This is a genomic window from Providencia sp. PROV197 (assembly GCF_028479625.1).
In the GTDB taxonomy this organism is placed as follows: Bacteria; Pseudomonadota; Gammaproteobacteria; order Enterobacterales; family Enterobacteriaceae; genus Providencia; species Providencia vermicola.
This window is the reverse complement of record NZ_JAMPNZ010000018.1, coordinates 199278-219554: the sequence shown is the minus strand read 5'-3', so window position 1 is coordinate 219554 and position 20277 is coordinate 199278. Positions and strand designations below refer to the sequence as shown.

The following is a 20277-nucleotide window of genomic DNA, read 5'->3' as shown; positions in this document are numbered from 1 at the left end:
CGGTTTGTCAGCAGTCTGAAACACCTGCCAAGGCAGGTGTTTTTTTTCAGTGCAATTTTATTTCATCACTTTATTTTTCATCATTAAGCATAACGTTGCCATAATCGCGATTGCACCACCAAACATTGCCACATTGAATCCTGAAACAAAAGCAGAACGCGTCAGTTGTTCAACCAGCAACGATGGCATCGAACCAGAAGAACTATGAATCAAACGTTCGATTTCTTGAGAAGACATCGCGCTATTTAACCTATCATCATGGAGTAATTGGTTCACCGCACGGTGAGTCATTAATGTGCCTAATAGCGCTATCCCTAATGTCATCCCTGTCTGTCTTAATGCATTCATTATCGCTGATGCAATGCCTGAATACGCTTTTTCAACACTCGCCATCACTAAAGCACCAATTGCAGGTGTCGACATCCCCATTCCAGCACCCAAAACGAATAATATCAATGCAATGGGCAGATAATCCGTTTCAGAATTTACCTGCGTAAATAACAATGATGCACTCGCGATTAAAATAAATCCAACAACCATTAAATTACGTACACTTAAAAAACGGGATAATTTGCCAAATGAAAATGAAAATATCGCCATCGCAATAAATTCTGGCGCCATACGGAGCCCCGCATCAAAAGCACCCCACCCCTGGCCTTTTTGTAAGAATAGCGCGATAAAAAACACATTGCTGTAGGTGGCAAAACCCAGAGCAAAAGAGGCCATATTATATTGAAAGAAAAAAGGGTTTGTTTTAAAAAGGAAAAAAGGGAGTAATGGTTTCTCCACCCGTTTCTCTACCCAAATAAAGGCTAAAGCCGCTACTGTAAAAATAGCTAATCCACTTTGCGTGAAATAATTTCCCCAGCCTTTATCCCCCGCTTCAATTAAAGCAAAAGTAACACTACCTAACGCCACAATACTCAATAGTTGCCCTAAAGGATCAAAAGCGGCTTTCTCGGGATCGGCACTTTCATTGATCCCAATCCACCCTAACAATAGGGTCAGTAAACCAATTGGAATGTTGATTAAAAAAATCGTCATCCAATTAAAGGTATCAACCAAAAACCCCCCTAATATTGGGCCAATAATTAATGAAAGCGCGCTAACTGCTGACCAAATTCCAATAATTTTAATCCGTTCAATATCGTTGCTAAAGGCTTGAGTGATAATTGAAAGCGCACCAGGGATCAATGCTGCAGCTGCTATCCCTTGGATAACTCGGCCAATAATTAGCATCTGAGAAGATACTGAAAATGCACAAATTGCAGAGCCTAAAGTAAAGATCACAATTCCTATTAACCACACTTTTTTGCGTCCATAGCGGTCACTGATAGGGCCAACAGAAAGGATCAATGCAGATAGACATAGCGCATATGCATCAATAATCCATTGTAACATCGACAGACTCGCCCCAAGATCTTCCCCAATTGTAGGGAGTGCCACATTCACGATGCTGATATCCAATGTTGCCATAAATGTGCCTAAACACACGGCAACGATCAAAAATAATCGTCTCATTTCATCTACCTCATCTTCGTTATGACTACATCATAGAATATGACCGACCGACGGTCAATTGGAATGAGAATGAATATCATTACTTATAAAATCAGCGAGTAAATTATTTTCTACTAAACATAAAAAACGGCCTAATCAGCCGTTGTTTATTAATAAAGGGAAAAACTAGCTATTTAAAACGGGGGTTTCATGCAGATATTCCCAATAACATTGGTTATCGACAACTCGAATACAGACTGTCGATGTCCTTAATGTTGTGAGCCCTTCATTTTCTTGTCGTTCCTGATATTGAATCCAACACCTTTCGCCAGCTTCAAATAACGGAATAACCTCAAATGGTACTGTCAGAAATGAGGGTTTTGCACCGACATTTTCGCTAAATAGCCCTGCCACCTCAGTTAAGCCAATTCGATGCCCACCGATGGTGACCATTTTAAAGTTTTCAGTAAAACTAGCTAATAATGGAGCAATACTTTTATCACTATTGCGCCCCGTGAAAACATCTTCAATTAACACATGTATATCGACAACGCTTTGCAGTGCCTTTTGCATTGAATCACGCATTTATTTTTCCTTACTGACTGAAATTAATGAAAATAGCCCAAGAATAGAAGCAATTAAAAAAGTATATTGGTAGTTAGATAGCTGATCCGAAGATGGCATTAGACTAAATATTGAAATTAAAACGACAGCACCTACGCTGAAAGCGACTTGGCGATTAATATTCCACAGCACACTTCCTTGCAATAAATCTTTATCTTTGAAATCCATCAGTGAACTGATTTGGGCTATATTTGCACTTAATCCGCCCCCCATACCCATCAATAAATACGCCATCACCAACAAACTTAATTGTGCTGAACTGGATACCCAATAAAGCAAAAATATTCCCAAGCTATGCAATACAATACCGAGAACAAATAAACATTTTTTCCCTATACGAAAATAAAGGCGCCCGCCAGAAACCATCGAAACAACAGCTCCTGCCGCATACAAAATCATAAATAATCCTGTTTGCCCTGCATTAAAGCCCAAATTAATTTGTAAGTTAAAAATATTGAGCAAATTTACCCCAGTAAAAATACCAGGCACTGCGTAATAAACAATAAAGGCATTACGCAAGTTACTATTTTTTAATAACTGAAAATTTAAAATAGGTTCGCGGCATTTTTTGGCATAGCTAAGGTAAAAAATAAATACCACAACTGAGGTAAAAAAACTGGTAAGAGCCAATGCAACACTGTGATAATCGTTATACAGCGAAAAAGACAATAACAAACAAAGTAAACTGATACTGACCATTATCAGGCCGAAAATATCTGGTTTTTCTCGTGATGCTTGCCCATCATTTTTTATCCAACCCCAAGCAAGCACTGCCGTTAATAAAGAAAATGGGATATTAGAATAAAAAATCCAATGCCAAGATAACGAATCAATAATTACGCCACCAATCGCTGGCGAAAAAGCAGGAGCAATAAGTGCCACTGTCATAATTAATGTCGATATACGTTGGCGATCGTTATTGGGAAATAACGCAAAAACGAGCGCTTGCCCTACAGGAATTAATAATCCACCAGCCATTCCCTGGACAAAACGCCAAAAAATCAAACTATAAATAGACTGGCTTGAACCACTTAGCCACACTGCAAGCGTGAAAAGTAACATTGAATAACACAGTAGTTTTTGATTACCAAACCGCCCCGCTAGCCACAAGCTGATCGGCATCACTAGCACTAGCCCTAAAATATACGCATTCGCAACCCATGCCACCTGTGATTGGCTAGCCGAAAATGATGATGCGATATCAGGCAATGCAATTGCTGACATAAAAATATTAATACAATCAATAAAGAAACCGAGTAAAAACACGGTCGCAATTTTATAACGATAAGACATACCCCCCCCTATAGCGGCAAAGAGTAAGGATTACTCCTTTCTTTGTCGATACAAGAGAAGTAAAATCATTGTTTAATAAAACAGAACAATAAATACCATTATGCAAAGGAATTTAAAAAAAATTATCAGTTTTCTTCAGGTCGTAGATTCAGGCTCTTTCACCAAGGCTGCGGATATTTTAGGGCTAAGTCGCTCAATGGTCAGTGTTGACATAAAGCAATTAGAAACTGAGTTAAATGTGAGTTTACTAACGCGAAATACCCGTAATATTGCCCTAACCGAGGTTGGGAAACATTTTTACGAAGACTTTAAACATATTCAAAGTCAAATTAATGAGGCCTTTGAAAAGAGCCAGAATTTAGGTACTAATATTTCAGGCTTATTACGCTTTTCATCAACAAGTGAATTTGGTCAACGCTTTATTCTTCCCTTGCTTCCTGAATTTTGCCGCCTTTATCCTAGGTTAAAATTACAATATTCCGTCAATTCATCTCTAGATGATTTAATTACAGAAAAACTTGATGTCTCTATTCGACTTGGTAATTTAAAAAGCTCATCACTCAAAATGAAAAAATTAGGTGACTACAATATTTATTTGGTTGCTAGCCCTGAATTTGTTCAAAAATACCAAATTAATCAGGTTTCTGACCTTGCACTCGTACCTTGGGTGAATCATTCGCTGTTAAATTGGCAAGATACCCAATATGTTATGCAAAATAACTGTGGAGAAAACTTCAGTATTCCCTCAATAACAAGTCAATATGAGTCCAACTCCGCTGCAGTTATCCACCAAATGGTATTAGCCTCTTTAGGCATCGCTATTTGCCCTGCTTGGCTGGTGAATGAGGATTTAAACGCTAAACGTTTAGTCCGCGTTCTTCCTGAATACCATTTATCCAAGCAAAACATTCAACTACTTTACCCGAGCACTTCTGTTTTACCCGCTAAGACACGGACTTTTATTGATTATTTGGTATCCAACATTCGAATTGAATCGTAAAAAAACCACCGATATTGGTGGTTTTTCAATTTATAACTACCCCTTAAAACTTAAGCATTCTGTAACTGCATCTCAGCTGGATCTTTAATAGGTTCATTCACAAAGAAGAAATAAACCAACGATGCTAAAAATGCCACTGTTGCACATACAACTAATGCCAGCGTAAATGAGTGTGTTTGGTCAACAATAATACCTGTGACAATCGGTGCAAATGAACCACCAATAAAGCCACCGAAATTCTGAATCCCACTAACAGAAGTAATTAGACGTGAAGGAACCGAAACTAAAATGAGTCCCCACGCAGATGTCCCAGCAAAGTGAATAGAAAACAGCGCCATACTAATGCATGCAACTGCTGAGAAAGTGCTGTCTGTATATGCTGCGGGTAATGTAAATATTGCTGCAGATAATAGCCCTAAACAAATCATCCATTTACGGCTTTTCATTTTATCTGCGCCACGTTTAACAACATAGTCTGCAACAACACCATTCACTAACATACCTAATGCACCAAATAAAAACGGTATAGCAGCAACCCAACCTGTTTTTTCTAGGCTTAAACCACGTGAACTCTCTAAATATGCAGGCAACCAAGTTAAATATAACCAAACCATGTAACCCACACCATTAAAACCGATAATCATTCCCCATAATGAGCGTTGTTTAAATAAAGATGCCCATTCTTTAAAAGAAACTTTATTGGATGATGAAGGCGGAGCACCATCATTTAAATAACTTAATTCTTCTTCAGTTAAATCTAATTGCTCACGGTTACGATAGAAAATGAACCATAGGATTGAAAGAATGATACCGCTGATACCAATAATAATAAACATGGTACGCCACCCAAACGCTAGCATTAACGCAATTAATAATGGTGGAGCTAATGCTTGTGCGAGTGTAGAGGACATATTAACAATCCCCATTGGTAAACCACGCTCACGAATATTATACCAGTCATTAACAACTTTAACGCCTGTTGGTAGATGAGGTGCTTCACCAATACCTAAGAAAACACGCGCAATGATTAAGTGAGTAAATGATGATAATAAGCCTGTAACAGTCTGAGCTAACGACCATAAAAATAAGCCAAAACCATAGATTTTTTTAACACCAAAACGTTCCATGACCATGCCTATTGGCAACTGGCATAATGCATAACCAAACGAGAAGACTGACAATAGCAGCCCCATTTGTGTTGCACTAAATCCTAATTCTTTACTTATTGTAGAGTTTGCAATAGAAAGAGATGCTCTATCTAAAAAGTTAATGATACCTGCTATCAGCAAGAATGTGAGCGCAATAAATTGCCAGCGCTTTAGTCTTTTACTCGCATGTAGTGACATAATTAAGTACCTTTAAGACGTAACAGGACCCTGCGGAATAATATTTACTCCGCAGATTTATTTTATTAATAATCTTTATTTTTTATCTATTATTTACGACTTTAATTTTAATATCAGTTCTATTTCCACTGGCGTATCAAAAGGTAATGTATTTGTACCTATTGCTGAACGCGCATGTTTTCCATTATCTCCAAGTATTTCAATTAAAAAATCTGAAGCCCCATTCATGACTTGAGGTTGGTTTTTAAAATCATTGGTACTCTGTACAAAACCTAATAATTTTATACACTCGTCAATTTTATCTAAATCACCTAAATAGGCTTTTAATGATGAAAATATGTTAATAATGCACTGTTTAGCTGCTTCCTGACCTTGTTCGACAGTTAATTCTTTTCCTAATGTTCCTGTATGAATTAATACACCGTCTTTTTGGCAATCATGCCCTGAGGTATATAATAAGTCCCCGTATTGCTTAATTGAGACATATGAAAACTTAGGAGCCCCTGGTGTGGCTAATGTAATTCCTTTTTCTTCTAGTTTCTTTTCAATATTCATTAATTATTCCTATTTATTTAGCAATATATTTGCCATGTCATAATAAATTTCTGCTGCAAGGTACAATTCGCTTATTTCAACAAACTCATCCTTAACATGTGCTTGAGCTAAGCCCCCAGGCCCCATAATTAGTGTTGGAATTTTGCTCGTCACAGAGAAAAAAGGTGCTTCACATGTTGCTTCAAATATCTGTGGCTGTACTGTTTTTTCTGCAAAACGACTGACTGTTTCTAAGGCTACCTGAGTGAGTTCATGGTCAACGGGAATATCTGATGCAGGAATAAACAAGTAATTATCTAAATGATATTCAACTTCTTCACCTTGGTTATATTCCGCAATTGCTTGGTGAATTTTTTGTTCAACCTTATGTTTATCTTCTCCTGGAACTAAACGCCTATCAATTTCAATATCACAATGTTGAGGTACAATATTTGGTGCTGTTCCCCCATTGATCGTGGTAATAATCATGGAAGCCTTACCTAACAATTGATGCTCTATTTCTTCAACAGAAGCACGATGTTGTTCTAATGCTGGTAGTATCTTTGCCATTTTAGAAATTGCACTATCTGGATACCGTGTTTTTGCTGCATGCCCCGCAGTTCCTTTTGTGCTCAGGTTATAACGACTGACTCCTTTATGCGCAATACAAACATCAAGTGAGGTTGGCTCGCCAATGATGGCGTAATCAGCACTAACTCCATCTTTAATATAGTGCAACATACCCAGATTAATTCTTTCTTCGTCAACATTAAAAACTAACGTTAAATCCCCTGAAAATACATCTTGGTTGCGCTTTAATAAAGTCGCAGCATACATCATAGCGGCAACCCCTGATTTCATATCAGCGGCACCACGACCGAATACTTTGCCATCTTTAATTACGGGTTCAAAAGGTTCAGTACTCCAACCACAGCCACAAGGAACCACATCAATATGTCCGTTAAATAAAAGATGTTTCCCTTTTCCTGTTCCCTTCAAATGGGCAATAACATTTGGCCTACCAGGAGCAACTTCTTGCATCTCAACATCAATATTTTCTTGCTTAAAATAATGATATATAAATTCAGCAACCTGCTGTTCTTCTCCTGGTGGATTTTCAGACTTATGCTTAATTAAGGCGCAAAGAAGCTCAAGCAACTCATTTTGTTGCTGACTATTTAATTTATACATTTTATTCTCCGATAATTAATATCGTGCGTCTGGTGTAATAATATGGTCTATTTCATTATTATTTAATGCGTATATTTTATTTGTTAAGTTTGGAATAACACAGCTATGGTTTGGAATAATATTTAATATATCTCCGATATTTAATTTTACTATCTCTGGATCATAACGAAGATAACCATGCTCTTCATTGAGTTTAACTAATTTAATATTTGGGTCTTCTACAATATACCCAAACCCAGCTTCTGCAGATTGATCTGAAGTTAATGTTTTCGTTCCTGCATCAACTGTTGCATAACCAGGAACAGGAATACTAACTATTGTTGTTCGGATGGTTAATGCACAATCTTTCGGTGTATAAATCCCCCCATAAATCGCATTCATATCACCGAAAATAAAATTACCCGCCCTCGATTCTGTAATCCCTTTTAATTCATCCGCATAAAAAGATGAGAGCGTTGAACCACCAGATGTACGTTGAATATCAATACCAATCGCTTCTAGCCTTTTTTGACATAATAACAGAAGCTCAGCCTCCGCTTTTGCGGCTTTGCGAATTTCAGGTTCTGTGCGATATTGGTAAATAGTACCCGCATAAGTAAACACACCTATTATTTTTAAATTGGATAGTTTTTGTATTTCTAATGCAAATGGCTCTAAATCTTCAAGTTGGATACCTTCACGATGTGCACCATAATCTACCGCAATATAAACTTCGACAATTTCATTTCCTTGAGTCGCCGCGGATGATAATTGCTTCGCACCTTTTACACTATCAACAATAGTCCTTAAATTAACGTACTTTGCTAACTCAACAAACTGTTGGCATTTTTCTTCTCCAACCATGGGGTAAGCTAAAAGAATATTTTCTATCCCACCTTTTGCCATGATGGTTGCTTCATGCAATGTGGCACAAGTTATCCCTTTAGCGCCACATTGTATTTCAAACTTAGCCAACTCTACTGATTTGTGTGTTTTGATATGTGGCCAATGTTCGATTCCCTGCTGTGTTAACTTGCCTGTCATGCCCCTGACATTTTTTTCAAGTTGCTGTAAATCCAACGCAACATAAGGCGTAATTGGCATAAAAACCTCTCTTATTCTTCATTATTGTCTTCCCCTTTTAATTCGCCCAAATAGGTATAAAGGGTATATTTGGAAATATTTAAAAACTCACAAATTTTCTCGCCTGCTTTTTTAATTAAAAAAGCACCTCTATCATCAAAGAATTTAATGGCATCCATTTTTTCTTTTTTCGTCATGTTGATAACAGGCACTTTTATGACTTGCATGCATTCCTGAATTAGATGATCCAAAATTTCATTTACGTCTGTCACAAACACTTCTTTGATTGGATCTTGCTCAACACTGTTTCTCTGGGTGATCCCCTGAATGGCTTTTTCCGCAGCAATAAACTCTGATATATCTTGGTTAATACAAAGAGCCCCAGACACTTTGCCATTTTCGTCACGTAAATAGATGGATGTTGAACGTAACATTTTCCCGTCTTTTGTTTGGGTGAAATAATTGTACTTATCACCATCCACATCTGTTCCACGTAACACTTCAAGCCCTAAATTACTACTTGGGTCGCCCACTTTTCGCTTAGTGACATGCCCATTGATAATCGCAACGATACTGCTTTCAAGACCTTTACTATGGTCATGCAATACCACCTCACAATTCTCACCAAACTGGCCTGCAATACCTTTCATCACAGCCAATAACATTTCAAAGTTGTCTTGGATTATTTTCATTTTCTACCAAACTTATTTTAAGCCTAACTAAATATTAGTTAGATCATTATGGAGACTCAATCGAGATTTGAGTAATTTGTGATCTATATCTTGATTTTAGCTAACAAAAATTCTGCTATTTTTTCTAACAGAAATAATAGCATTTTAAGAAAAATTACGGGAGGCTTGATACTACAAGGATTTTAAAGGAAAAATAACCTAGAGATAATAAAGTTCTGAATCTAACTTTTTGTTAGCTAACTGCGCCAACAAAAAGTTAGGATATTTATTTTAACGGCAATGTCACCCAAAACACGCCATCTGTGCGCAACTGGGTAAATTGTTGTTGGAAATCAGTTAAGTTTTGTTCAGGGTTTAATGTACTGAACCTTTCGGGGTGCATAAATTTTGCCATAGCTTCAATGGCAAATATGTTCATTGGGTTATTATAAAAATTGTGGTAAATCGCCATTACACGTTTTTCTTTTACCGACGTTAATGAAGATATCCCTTGTCTATCTAATAATACCGCCAGTTGCTTCTGTGCATCTGATTTGTTTGCACGGTATCCTAACCTGACAGCAATTGAACGGCGGTTAAAATTATGCCAATCAGCTCCAGTTAAAAAATAAAACTCAGGGTTTAATGTAATAATATTCTCAATCGAACTATCAGCCCCTTTTGCAGGGAAACTGTCTGCTACAAGGTTATTTCCCCCCGCTAAAGACGCTAAAACACCATAACCTGAACGCCCATATAATTGGCAACAGTTATCTGCAAATAAGCCTGCATTGGCTTCAATGAGTACAGAAGGAAATGGCTCTGTCAGTTGGGATTCTATCGCTGACAATTTTTCTTGGTATAGCGCCGCAAACTGTGCGGAACGTTCTTGTGTACCTAATAGCTCTCCCAATAACAAAATACTTTTTGGGGTGTTTTTGACAATATCCATTCGAAAATCGATAAATATCACCTGAATTCCTGCCGCCTCAAGCTGCGGTAGAATTTGGCTATCACGCATCGCACCGTAATTGGCTTTATGCATAATAATCACTTCAGGAGCAAGCTCAATCAGCTTTTCAACTTGCAGCCCCGCTTCACGGGTTTTCTTCAAGGTTGGAATTTTTTCTAATTCAGGCAGCACACTAAAATAGGCTTCTTTTAAATCAGGGGCATACTGCGTTAATGAATCACTCCATCCCGTAATACGAGAAATCCCCGATTTGCCCGCAGCGATATCTACTGGCAAAATATCACGACTATCCACTAAAAATAATTTTTCAACGGGAAGATTAACCGTCACTTTACGGTCTTGTAAGTCAGTGATCACTGTTGGCGTTTTTGCCTGCCCCCAGAAGCTCAGTAAGCACAATAACCCTGTGAGAAATAATTTCATGGGGTACCTTTTACTTTAAATTTAATTAATTCTGAATAAATAAAGCCACCATTAAGTGGCTTTGTCATCAACTAAAACGTCAGATTAGAACGTCACGCTGTAGTTAAGTGCAAAGGTTCTGCCACGACCTTTATAGTCATAAAGGTTAGCGGCACCGTATTTCGGACTATACAGCCCTTGTGCACGCTGCCCCCAAATCGTGGAGTAGTTTTTATCCAGTAAGTTTTCAACCGCAAAGCTCACTTTCCCCACTGGAAGCATATAACTACCTAATAAATCAACGGTATTATAGCCATCCAGTTTTTTACCTGCGGCATCCGTTAAGTTAAATGTTTGCTGGCTTTGTAAGCGCAATGACCAATCATTCGGTTCCCAACCCACGTAAGCGTTAACTTTAGACGGGCTTGCGAAGTCAACACTCCATTTTTCCCAGCTACCGTTCACTTTGGTTTCTGATTTTTGCAGGTTGAAGTTACTACCAATACTCCAGTCTGAGTCGTCAAAGAAGTAATCAACGGCACCTTCTACCCCATAGATACGGCGTTTATCGGTTTTCATATAGATGGTCATGTCATCTTTATTAATGCCGTAACTTCTATCAGATAAAGAATAATAGGTTGCAACTTGCGTGCGCAGGTTTTCACCGGTGTAACGCCAACCTAACTCAAAGGAATTCACTTTAACCCCTTTAACTTTGGTATCATTGATGTTAACGCTTTTATTTAGGTGATAGTGTCCATTGGCATCTGGGGTCTTCACATAATCACCGGTTCCGTAATATTTCGCAATATCAGGGATTTCAAAACCTTGGGAGAAATTAAACCACGTTTGTTGCTCTTCAGTTAGGTTAACCAGCAACCCTGCGTTAAACAGTAAATTGTTATAATCGGTTTTCCCACCAGGTACGGCATCTGCGGATTTACCATTGCCATTCGCAATAGCTTCTTGCTGTGCATAACCAACAAAATCATCCACTTTGTTTTCAGTATATTGGTAACGCACACCACCGCTTAAGGTAAACATAGGCGTGATGTCATAGCTGCTTTGTAAAAATGTCGCCATGTTTGTGGTGGTATAGCTTGGGTAGCGGCCAATTTGGAACGCTTTGGTGAGATCCATTCCCCCTGATTCTTTTGCACGCTCCAAATCAAAAAACATTTGGTTTGCACGAAATTGCTCGTGCTCCGCATCGACACCATAAGTTAGCGTCAATTCATCAAGGGGCTGACTATTAAATGTCAGCTTAGTGCCATAGAAATTGGTTTGTTGATCAGAGGAACTGATACTCGAAACCTCTTTTCCTGTTAACGTTGGGAACGGGTAAAATTTTTGTGATTCATCACGGTAGTAGACCTGAGCAACAAAATCTTGCCCAAACATATCTGCATTTGAATAATGTAAATTAAGCAAGTTACGCTCAGTGCCTGGTAAGCGGTCTGAACTTAATTTACCACTGTTATAGGCCTTACCATCCCCCTTCACTGCAGAAAAATCTTTGCCTAAATATAAGCCATGCTTACCATCAGACTCGCTTTTATAGTGCTGATAGGTCGCTTGAATCTGTTGTGTTTCATTTATTTTTACGGAGCCTGATGCCATCACATCGAGACGATCGGAAAACTGTAACCCTGTTTGGGTATTATCAATATTAATCGCGTCGCCTTTACCATCATACCAGCCACCATAGCGTTGATAGGCGACAGAAATACGACCATACGCATTTTCATTACCACCGCTCACTGCTGCCGCGACATTTTCATCATGATCTTTCCCGTTATTAAAACCTGTTTTCCCACCTAATTGCAGGGAAACTTGTTTTTCTTCTTGGCCTTTTTTTGTCACGATATTAATTAAACCACCGCTACTGCCGCCACCGTACATCGCAGTCGCACCAGAAATGACTTCAATATGATTGATATTAAAAGGATCAATCGAATCTAACTGGCGACTGTCACTACGTGAGGAGTTAAGGCGTACCCCGTCCACCATCACTATCATTGAGCGACCACGCATATTCATCCCGTAGTTTGTACGGCCTTGGCCGCTCACGCTCATTCCTGGAATTAACTGCGATAAAATATCCTTTAACTCTTTCCCACCCTCTGCTTGCTGCTCAATTTCGGCGTTATCAATGACCCAAGTGGTTTGTGCCATTTCTGAAACTGATTTGTAGCCACGAGTTGCAGAGACAGTAATTTTCTCTTCTTTGTTATCAGCGGCCAATACCGAGGGGGATATAAAAGGTAGCAAGCAAGGGGAGAGAATAAAAAGATGTTTTATTTTCATTGAGTTAAAACCTTTAAATATAATTATTGATACCATCGTTATCAGCGCCAGAACCAATAACGACACATGATTAAATCGCCGCTAACTATATTGCGGAAAAACTATTCGCAATAGTAACTGATAATCACGTTCAATATAAGAATTATTATCATTACAGTAATGAATTAAAAGGTTATTTGTGTTAGGTAACGTTTTCAGCGCATCCTTGAGCATATGAGTGCGCATTCCTTATTTCATTTCACACTGACCACGGCAATGTAATTTAGCTTTCCACGGTTTTGTCGAAAATGGCGGAACATACGTAAAAATTGCGGGCGATTTTCTTTTTTTAATGCATTACGAATAATTTTCATTGCCCCCAATAGACCTTCATCATAAATCAACCCTTTTGGGGATAATAAGGTCATCGGCCCTGTGCTGGACATCACAGCAGTGGATAATGTCAGGTAAATGAAATAGCGATTTCCCGTTGTGGGACTACATCGCACAATGCAGTGAGGTAATTTAATTTATAAGACATATATTCACCTTAGTATTAACAATGTTTATCATTTTTATTTGAAGATAAAAAATAAGTGGAAGAAAACCGTTTCCCTATGATATTTGTCAAAACTGAAAATAAATTCAGCCTTATTAAAAATATAAATATTAATTTATATTAAATTCAAGCCAATTATTAACATTGTCATAAATACCTTTTTTATTTTAAATAATCACTCGTATTTAAATGCATTTTTATTTTCAAAATAATTCATTCCATATACTAATTTAATTAAAAGAGAAACTATGAATATTAAAATTTTCAAATTCATTGATATTTATACCAATGGGATTTTTGTTGAATTCAATAATAAAGAAAATAAATTATTATCAATTCATTTGCTTTTAAATGATGAAATTATAGAAAAAACCGAAACCACAGGTGAAAGTCATTTATTTTCTATCGATAAATCAGGTCACTATCGTGTAGAGATTAGCCTGGAGGCTGAAAACACAGCAAACATCCAATCAAAGGAAATTTATTTTCATATCAGCGAAGGTGAAAGAAAAAACAAAATTAAAACCACCACTAAAGAAAAAACAATCAATCAAAAAATAGCTGGTGTTTCTAATTATTATTTAGATATAAAAGCAAAAAAGAAAAATTATGATAAAATAAAACAAGATTTAACTTTTTACTCAAAGCTCCCGACTTTAGAATTAAAAAGGTCATTAATTTATGACACATTAAATGAATATGATTATTTTACGTTCCATGGAGACGGTAAATTTGAAATCTTAGTTGAGCTAGCGGAACAAATAGAGAGTTTAGATTATGTCGAGTATTGTTCCGTCACTCCAGATACCACAGGGTATCTGGCCCCAGAACTGCCCGTAAACCCTGAGCAACTTGACGATATTAAAAGCGAAAGTGACGATTTTATTACCCCTGATTTTACGCCAAGACAAACTTACCTTGATGCGCCCAAAGGGATGAACATCCGCGATGCATGGGCAAAAAATATTAATGGTTCATCCGCAGTCGTACGTCACTTAGACTTTGGAGTCTACCGAAACCATGAGGATTTAATCGACTCAAATATCGTTGTGGTGAATAGCCGCCCAGAAAGTGAAGACTGTAATCATGGCACTGCATCAACAGGCTGTATCGTAGCAACGCTCAATAAATTTGGTGTTACAGGTATTGCCCATCACTGCCAATTTTACTTCTATGACACAGGTGACCTAGATTTAATCGTCAATCATGTGCAGCCTGGTGATATTGTCAGCCTAGATATACAGTTTAGTGTTGGAGGAAAACTGCTCCCTGCCACTGCAATACGTAGCTGGTGGGAACGTATGAAAATTATCGTGGATAAAGGTGCAACAGTTATCCTTGCGGCGGGCAATGGCGGATTGGATTTAAGTGAACCTGGCGTGATGCAGGATTTCGGTGATAGTGGCAGTATTTTAGTGGGTGCTTGTAACCACCAAAACGGAACACGGGCTTATTTCTCGAACTATAACCCAGAAGTTGCCTTTGTGAATTCTTGGGGAGACTGGAGTGTCACCACAACAGGTTATGGCTCATTACAAAAATTACCAGGGAACAACCGCAATTATTCAAATAATTATTCGGGTACATCCAGCGCTACACCATTATGCTCAGGTGCATTAGCGTTAATTCAAGATTACGCGAAAAAACAAGGGGCAATATTATCTCCGTGGCAAATGCGTACCGTTATTGCTGCATCAAATTATACTGAAGGTGTATCACACGGTATTGGTTGTCGACCCAATGTAGATTACTTGTTTGGTATCGTTGATAGCATCATCCGCAAGTCAGACTTACCCGAAAGCGCGTAGTTTGCATATATTCAAGCCGCCGTCTATCACGTGGCGGCATTTCCCCCTTCAAGGGTTAAGACAGATGTACAAACTTTTTCAAGTAACGCTTTGTTATGACTAAAAATAATCATTCCTAAGGGGCGTGCTTCTGAAAGCTGAATTAAAAACTGCCAAATCTCTTTTTGTAAGTGCGCATCTAACTGCGCAGTAATTTCATCCGCAATTAAAATTTGTGTTCGTGGGTCAAGAGCCCGTAACAATGCAATCCGCGCCAGCTCCCCTCCAGATAACTCAGTAGGCCGTCTCTCCAACCATTGTGGTTTGATAGAAAAGCGTTCAAGCCAGTCTGAGTCAGGTTGCCAAGCATCACGTAAACTCGCCCCTACCGTGCGATAGGGATTAAAACTTTTTTCAGGGTGCTGGGGAACAAGTTGAATGGGGCAATAACCTTGCTTAGAAAGTGGCTTTCCCGTGAATAGAATCGAACCATTAGAAGGTGCTTGCCACTGTGCTAAAACGCGACCAAGCGTTGTTTTACCAAAACCGCTGGGTGCAGAGATACCGAGGCGTTCATTCGGCGCAAGGGAAAAACTAAAGTCCCGCCAAAGGGCTTTCCCACCTTGATCAATATTCAGGTTTTTAACCGCTAAAATGGGTTCGATATCCTTCATTTCATTGCCATAAATTGATGTTCTGGTAGTGCATTCCACAAGGATTGCAGCCATTTTCCACCACCGCCTTGTTTTAAGGTTTGGCTACTTAACACATCCTCTAGCGCCCCATTACGCAGTAATGCAACACGGTCAGCAAAACGCACCGCCATGGATAAATCATGAGTAACCCATAAAATACCTCGCCCATCACGGCACAAGGATTTCATATTTTCAAGCAGTTGCAGCGCATGTTCATCATCCAACCAAGACGAAATCTCATCCGCGAGGATATATTGTGCACGGGATAATGTTGCACTGCTTGCCAGTACTCGCTTTGCCATTCCTCCAGATAACTGGCTTGGGTAGCTATTCACCAAATTTTCTTGCAAGTTATATTGCTGAAGATGGCGCGCCACATCGTGCATTTTAATGTGTTGGCCGCTGAGTACTGCAGCCCTTTCAAGCTGAGGACCAATTTGGATCAAGGGATTTAGAGCACTAACCCCTTGAGGTATATAACATAACGAGTTGCCGCGATGCTGTGCCTTGTTTTCTTCCGTCAATGCATTGCCATTCAGACTGATATTTCCTTGGCTGCGCATATTATCTGGCAATAAGCCTAGAACACTTTGTAATAAAAGGCTTTTTCCTTCTCCGCTTCCACCAATCAAAGCGACCATTTCCCCTGGCTGAATATCGAGTGAAATGTCTTGCAGTAATGGTGACCACTGTTTACGCCCTAACCAACGAAATTTTGCGACATCAATAGTCAGCTTATCTAAGCTCAACATGTTGCCCCCTTTAGCCATAGCTGCGCCGCGGCTTTTGCAAATTGGTCAAATAACAACACTAACCCCATCAAAGCGACACCGGGAAACACCACCAGCCACCACGCCCCTGTACTGAGATAACGTAGTGCATCTGACAATAAAATACCCAATGAAGGTTCATGTGGCGATAGCCCAAAGCCAAGGAAACTCAGTGCCGCACTGTGAAGTACCGCGTGTGGGAACATCAACAACGTACCGACCATCCACTGCGGTAAAATCATGGGTAAATAATGGTAACGCCAACGGTAAACGGCACTATTGCCAATACGCTGGGATAGCATGATGTAATCCGCCTGCTTCACTCGCAGTAACTCGGAACGCAAAATCAGGGTAAGCTTAGGCCAGTGAGTGAGCGCGACCGCCCAGATTACCCCCATTTTTCCGCCGCCCAAAGTAAAGCAAATTAGTACGAGTAACAAAAGATGTGGCAATGCTAATAGTGCATCAATGACGCCGCGTACCGCGTAATCCATCACTTTGCTCACGGAAGACAACCCGGCCATCACTAAAGCGATAAACCCACTGGATACAGCCGCAATCAAACCAATTTGTAAGCTAGTCGCGACGCCTTGGAATGTTCTTTCGAAGAGGTCTCGGCCTAAATTATCCGTACCAAATAAATGAGCCCAAGAAGGGGCAAGCCGCCTATCCAATAGGTTCATTTCAATGTCGGCAGATGACAACCACACGGCATAGCTCGCTAAAATAACCAATAACGTTAGTGAGATAATTAATTTAAATAGCGCTCGATTTGGGTTGTAGGTCATGCGTCTCTCATCACTCCCTTATTCACTTTTTTCAATAAGACATCGGCAACCGTATTACTGAAAAAAATCAGAGTGGCACACAACATCACAATCCCCATCAATAAGGGGATATCGCCTCGTAAACCCGCATCGATGGTCGCTTGCCCCAGCCCTGGGTACGCAAACACTTTCTCAGCAAGAAGCGCCCCACTGAGCAATTCGCCCACAGACGCGAACTGCAAACAAATGGCTGGGGTGATAGCATGTTTAAGTACATGAAAACCTATCATTGACCAACCTTTATCCCCTTGCGCTTGGGCGTAATGAATAAACTCGCTGTTCATTACTTCCATTACTTTTGCTCGGGTGTGTAAGGCAATATTCCCTACGCCCAACATCCCTAACGCAATCACAGGTAAAACAAGGTGATGAAGTTTTTGGGAAAATGTCGCCGTTTCTTCATCTAAACCAATCGGCCATGCACAGCAAATCGGCGCCCACTGCAATGACACCGCAAACAGCGAAAGCAGTAATAATCCGACCCAAAATACAGGAATAGATGCTAATAGGTAACTAAGGGTTGAAATCAGCTTATCTGGCCAGCGGTTGAGATAACGCCCTGCGACTAAGCCCAACACAAATCCAACGATACCCGAAAAAAGCCAAGCGCAAACAAGCAGTGCTAACGAGGGAACAAGGCGATCCGCTATCACTTGCACAACGGGGGTGTTGTACAACATGGAATAGCCCATATCCCCTTGTAACATTTGTGAAAACCAGCGCCAAAATTGCAGCCATAGCGGCTGGTCAAGCCCCCAGCGAGCCGCAATTAAGGCGTATTGCTCGGGGGGGACATGCAATAAATCATTACCGATATAGGCTTTTATTGGGTCGATAGGCGAATAGCTTAACAGGATAAAGATCCCTGCCGCTGTCACAGTCAACAAACAGATAAAACGCAATAAAAGCCCAAGAGTCGTTCGCATTACTGGCAAGTCCATGCCCATTCATCAACGTTATTTAACACTGACCAAGAGCCGTGAATTTCAGGCGCACTGGTGCCTAAATCCACACAATTATTCAGCAAATAAATATGTTGTAAGTTCATCAACCAAGCCCATGCGGCATCCCCTTTAATGCCCACGCCCGTTGTGCCATTCCAATCCACTTTTTGCCATAACGGGATAGCCGCATTTTGGTCTGGTTGGCGCAGTGCTTCTTCAATTAACTCATCAACCGCTACATTTTTATAATAACCTGGATTATAGAAACCAACGCCTGCGGCTTTACTACTGTAGTTATGGACAATTTCCATTGGGTCTAAGCTGCCCCAACCAAACAAGGTTGGGTTGGCGTGCATATTGCGCTCAACGGTTTCCCAACTTCCCGATTTTAAATCCATTTCGATGCCGATAGGTTTTAAGCTTGAGCGGATAGCCTGGGCTAAATCACGGCGTGTGGTATCACCGCTGGCATACCAGAGTGTCAGTTTTGCCACTTTGCCGTCTTTTTCACGCAGGCCATCTTTATTCAGCTTCCAGCCCGCCTCTTCTAAAATAGATTTGGCTTTTTCGGTGTCGCCATCTTTAAAGGCGGAATCAGGGCTATTCCACGGTAGCCCTGCCACACCTGTATAAGCGGGAACAGCAAAACCTTCGAGGACAGATGCGGCTAATAATTTACGGTCAAAAGCGTAATTAATCGCCTTACGCACCGCAACATCAGAGGTAATATCATTCCCCACAGGGTTACCCTGTGCATCTTTTCCACCTGCTGGTGGAATTGGGAAGGAAATACCACGGTTTTCCACACTATAGCGCTCCACTAACTTCATGTTTTTAACGTTATTAGCATTGGCAGCCACCGCTGCGGGAATACGGACAATTTCCAGCTGGTTACTTTGTGCCGCAGCAAAGGCCGCATCTTCATCAAGGAAGACGAAAACCATTTTATTGAAATCATTTTTTGGCCCAGCGTAGTACGGGTTTTGCTCAACAATTAATTGCTGCCCTGGCTGGAACGCCACTAAACGGTATGGTCCTGCGCCAATTGGGTTATGCGCATAGGTTTTTGCATCGTATTTATCAGCACAAACAATCCCAAGGGAGCCTAATACATTGATAAAAGTACTTTGTGGAGAAGATAAGGTGATTTTGACGGTTAATGGGTCAATTTCCTCAGCTTTTGCAAAGTTACCCATATCCACTTTGCCGCCGCTCGCAGCGGCATTATTGTAGGTAAATACTACATCTTTTGCAGTTAATGGCGAACCATCTGAAAATTTCAATCCTTTTTTTAGCGTTAATGTCCACTCTTTCCCATCGGCATTGTGTTGGTAGTTTTCCAGCATATAGCTGTGCCATGAAAGGTCGGCTTTTTGTTTGAGTAATGGGCTGTGTAACAGAAGGTAGCTGCCGTGGCTCCACCCGAGCATTGGGTCAAAACCTTCAGTCGGTTCTGCGCCAATCGCTAAACGTAATGTTTGTGAATGAGCTGGTTCTGCGGCCTGTGATGGCAGCGTCAGCCCCATTAAACACATAGCCGCAACGATATTTTTAATCATACATCCCTCGATAGTTTGGTTTTATTTTTATCACTAAATAAAAATAAAACATCATCAGGCAGTTAATGATATTGGTAACCATTAATTGCCGCTATTGGTGAGATATTCACTGTGCGTAGAGTAACAATGTTTAGTTATATTAAATTTTAAACCACGCTTTCTACGTTCTATATCAATAGAACTTCGAATTTAATGAATAATTCGTAAAAACTCAGCCCCTTTTTGATTTACCTTAATAAATCAAAAAGTAAAAT

General features: G+C 39.8%; 18 protein-coding genes. 2 read left to right on the top strand and 16 right to left on the bottom strand.

The annotated features are described in order from the left end of the window. Nucleotides 1-57 precede the first annotated feature (57 nt). The 3 genes from PR808_RS11000 to PR808_RS10990 form a co-directional block, all read right to left on the bottom strand. Entirely contained in the window at nucleotides 58-1521 is a 1464-nt protein-coding gene (locus PR808_RS11000) for an MFS transporter (protein ID WP_272539295.1), read from the bottom strand. Between the two features lie 165 nt (nucleotides 1522-1686). Next, nucleotides 1687-2085, bottom strand: a complete 399-nt coding sequence (locus PR808_RS10995) for a hypothetical protein (protein WP_272539294.1) — start codon at nucleotides 2083-2085, stop codon at nucleotides 1687-1689. Further along, nucleotides 2086-3417, bottom strand: a complete 1332-nt coding sequence (locus tag PR808_RS10990) for an MFS transporter (RefSeq protein ID WP_272539293.1) — start codon at nucleotides 3415-3417, stop codon at nucleotides 2086-2088. It abuts the gene before it with no gap. 100 nt (nucleotides 3418-3517) lie between these two features. Between PR808_RS10990 and PR808_RS10985 the strand changes: the two genes are divergently transcribed. After that, nucleotides 3518-4417: a LysR family transcriptional regulator gene (locus tag PR808_RS10985; protein WP_272539292.1), complete on the top strand. Its 900-nt coding sequence runs from the start codon at nucleotides 3518-3520 to the stop codon at nucleotides 4415-4417. A 50-nt stretch (nucleotides 4418-4467) separates the two neighbouring features. On the opposite strand, the gene PR808_RS10980 is transcribed toward PR808_RS10985, so the two are convergent. The 8 genes from PR808_RS10980 to PR808_RS10945 form a co-directional block, all read right to left on the bottom strand. Continuing rightward, on the bottom strand, nucleotides 4468-5763 hold the full coding sequence (locus PR808_RS10980; protein WP_206083674.1) for an MFS transporter: 1296 nt from the start codon (nucleotides 5761-5763) through the stop codon (nucleotides 4468-4470). Nucleotides 5764-5856: 93 nt separating this feature from the next. Then, nucleotides 5857-6318, bottom strand: a complete 462-nt coding sequence (locus PR808_RS10975) for a RidA family protein (RefSeq protein ID WP_206083673.1) — start codon at nucleotides 6316-6318, stop codon at nucleotides 5857-5859. Between the two features lie 9 nt (nucleotides 6319-6327). After that, nucleotides 6328-7488 (bottom strand): M20 family metallopeptidase, encoded by a 1161-nt coding sequence (locus tag PR808_RS10970; RefSeq protein ID WP_206083672.1) that lies wholly within the window; start codon nucleotides 7486-7488, stop codon nucleotides 6328-6330. 15 nt (nucleotides 7489-7503) lie between these two features. Then, entirely contained in the window at nucleotides 7504-8571 is a 1068-nt protein-coding gene (locus PR808_RS10965) for an alanine racemase (RefSeq protein WP_206083671.1), read from the bottom strand. Between the two features lie 11 nt (nucleotides 8572-8582). Further along, the gene (locus tag PR808_RS10960) at nucleotides 8583-9242 is read right to left on the bottom strand and encodes a helix-turn-helix transcriptional regulator (RefSeq protein WP_206083670.1); all 660 of its coding nucleotides are present in this window, start codon (nucleotides 9240-9242) and stop codon (nucleotides 8583-8585) included. 265 nt (nucleotides 9243-9507) lie between these two features. Further along, nucleotides 9508-10617, bottom strand: coding sequence for an ABC transporter substrate-binding protein (locus PR808_RS10955; RefSeq protein WP_154633311.1), 1110 nt, complete (start codon nucleotides 10615-10617; stop codon nucleotides 9508-9510). A gap of 84 nt (nucleotides 10618-10701) precedes the next feature. Continuing rightward, complete coding sequence (locus PR808_RS10950; RefSeq protein ID WP_272539291.1) at nucleotides 10702-12903, bottom strand: TonB-dependent siderophore receptor; 2202 nt, start codon at nucleotides 12901-12903, stop codon at nucleotides 10702-10704. Nucleotides 12904-13136: 233 nt separating this feature from the next. Further along, complete coding sequence (locus PR808_RS10945; protein ID WP_375083682.1) at nucleotides 13137-13310, bottom strand: hypothetical protein; 174 nt, start codon at nucleotides 13308-13310, stop codon at nucleotides 13137-13139. Between the two features lie 379 nt (nucleotides 13311-13689). On the opposite strand from PR808_RS10945, the gene PR808_RS10940 reads away from it, so the two are divergent. Continuing rightward, nucleotides 13690-15249 (top strand): S8 family serine peptidase, encoded by a 1560-nt coding sequence (locus PR808_RS10940; RefSeq protein WP_272539290.1) that lies wholly within the window; start codon nucleotides 13690-13692, stop codon nucleotides 15247-15249. A 26-nt stretch (nucleotides 15250-15275) separates the two neighbouring features. Here PR808_RS10940 and PR808_RS10935 read toward each other — a convergent pair whose 3' ends face one another. Genes PR808_RS10935 through PR808_RS10915 form a run of 5 tightly spaced genes read right to left on the bottom strand, consistent with a single transcriptional unit; the run spans nucleotide 15276 to nucleotide 20023 of the window. After that, nucleotides 15276-15884 carry an ATP-binding cassette domain-containing protein gene (locus PR808_RS10935; protein ID WP_206083806.1) on the bottom strand — a complete coding sequence of 203 codons (609 nt, stop codon included), beginning with the start codon at nucleotides 15882-15884 and terminating at the stop codon, nucleotides 15276-15278. A 14-nt stretch (nucleotides 15885-15898) separates the two neighbouring features. Beyond that, complete coding sequence (locus PR808_RS10930; RefSeq protein WP_206083667.1) at nucleotides 15899-16675, bottom strand: ATP-binding cassette domain-containing protein; 777 nt, start codon at nucleotides 16673-16675, stop codon at nucleotides 15899-15901. Then, nucleotides 16669-17481 (bottom strand): ABC transporter permease, encoded by an 813-nt coding sequence (locus PR808_RS10925; protein ID WP_206083666.1) that lies wholly within the window; start codon nucleotides 17479-17481, stop codon nucleotides 16669-16671. Before PR808_RS10925 ends, PR808_RS10930 begins: the two co-directional genes overlap by 7 nt. Continuing rightward, nucleotides 17478-18461 carry an ABC transporter permease gene (locus tag PR808_RS10920; protein WP_442960060.1) on the bottom strand — a complete coding sequence of 328 codons (984 nt, stop codon included), beginning with the start codon at nucleotides 18459-18461 and terminating at the stop codon, nucleotides 17478-17480. The genes PR808_RS10925 and PR808_RS10920 overlap by 4 nt, the downstream gene beginning before the upstream one ends. Then, nucleotides 18446-20023, bottom strand: a complete 1578-nt coding sequence (locus PR808_RS10915) for an ABC transporter substrate-binding protein (protein WP_272539288.1) — start codon at nucleotides 20021-20023, stop codon at nucleotides 18446-18448. Before PR808_RS10915 ends, PR808_RS10920 begins: the two co-directional genes overlap by 16 nt. Between the last annotated feature and the right edge of the window lie 254 nt (nucleotides 20024-20277).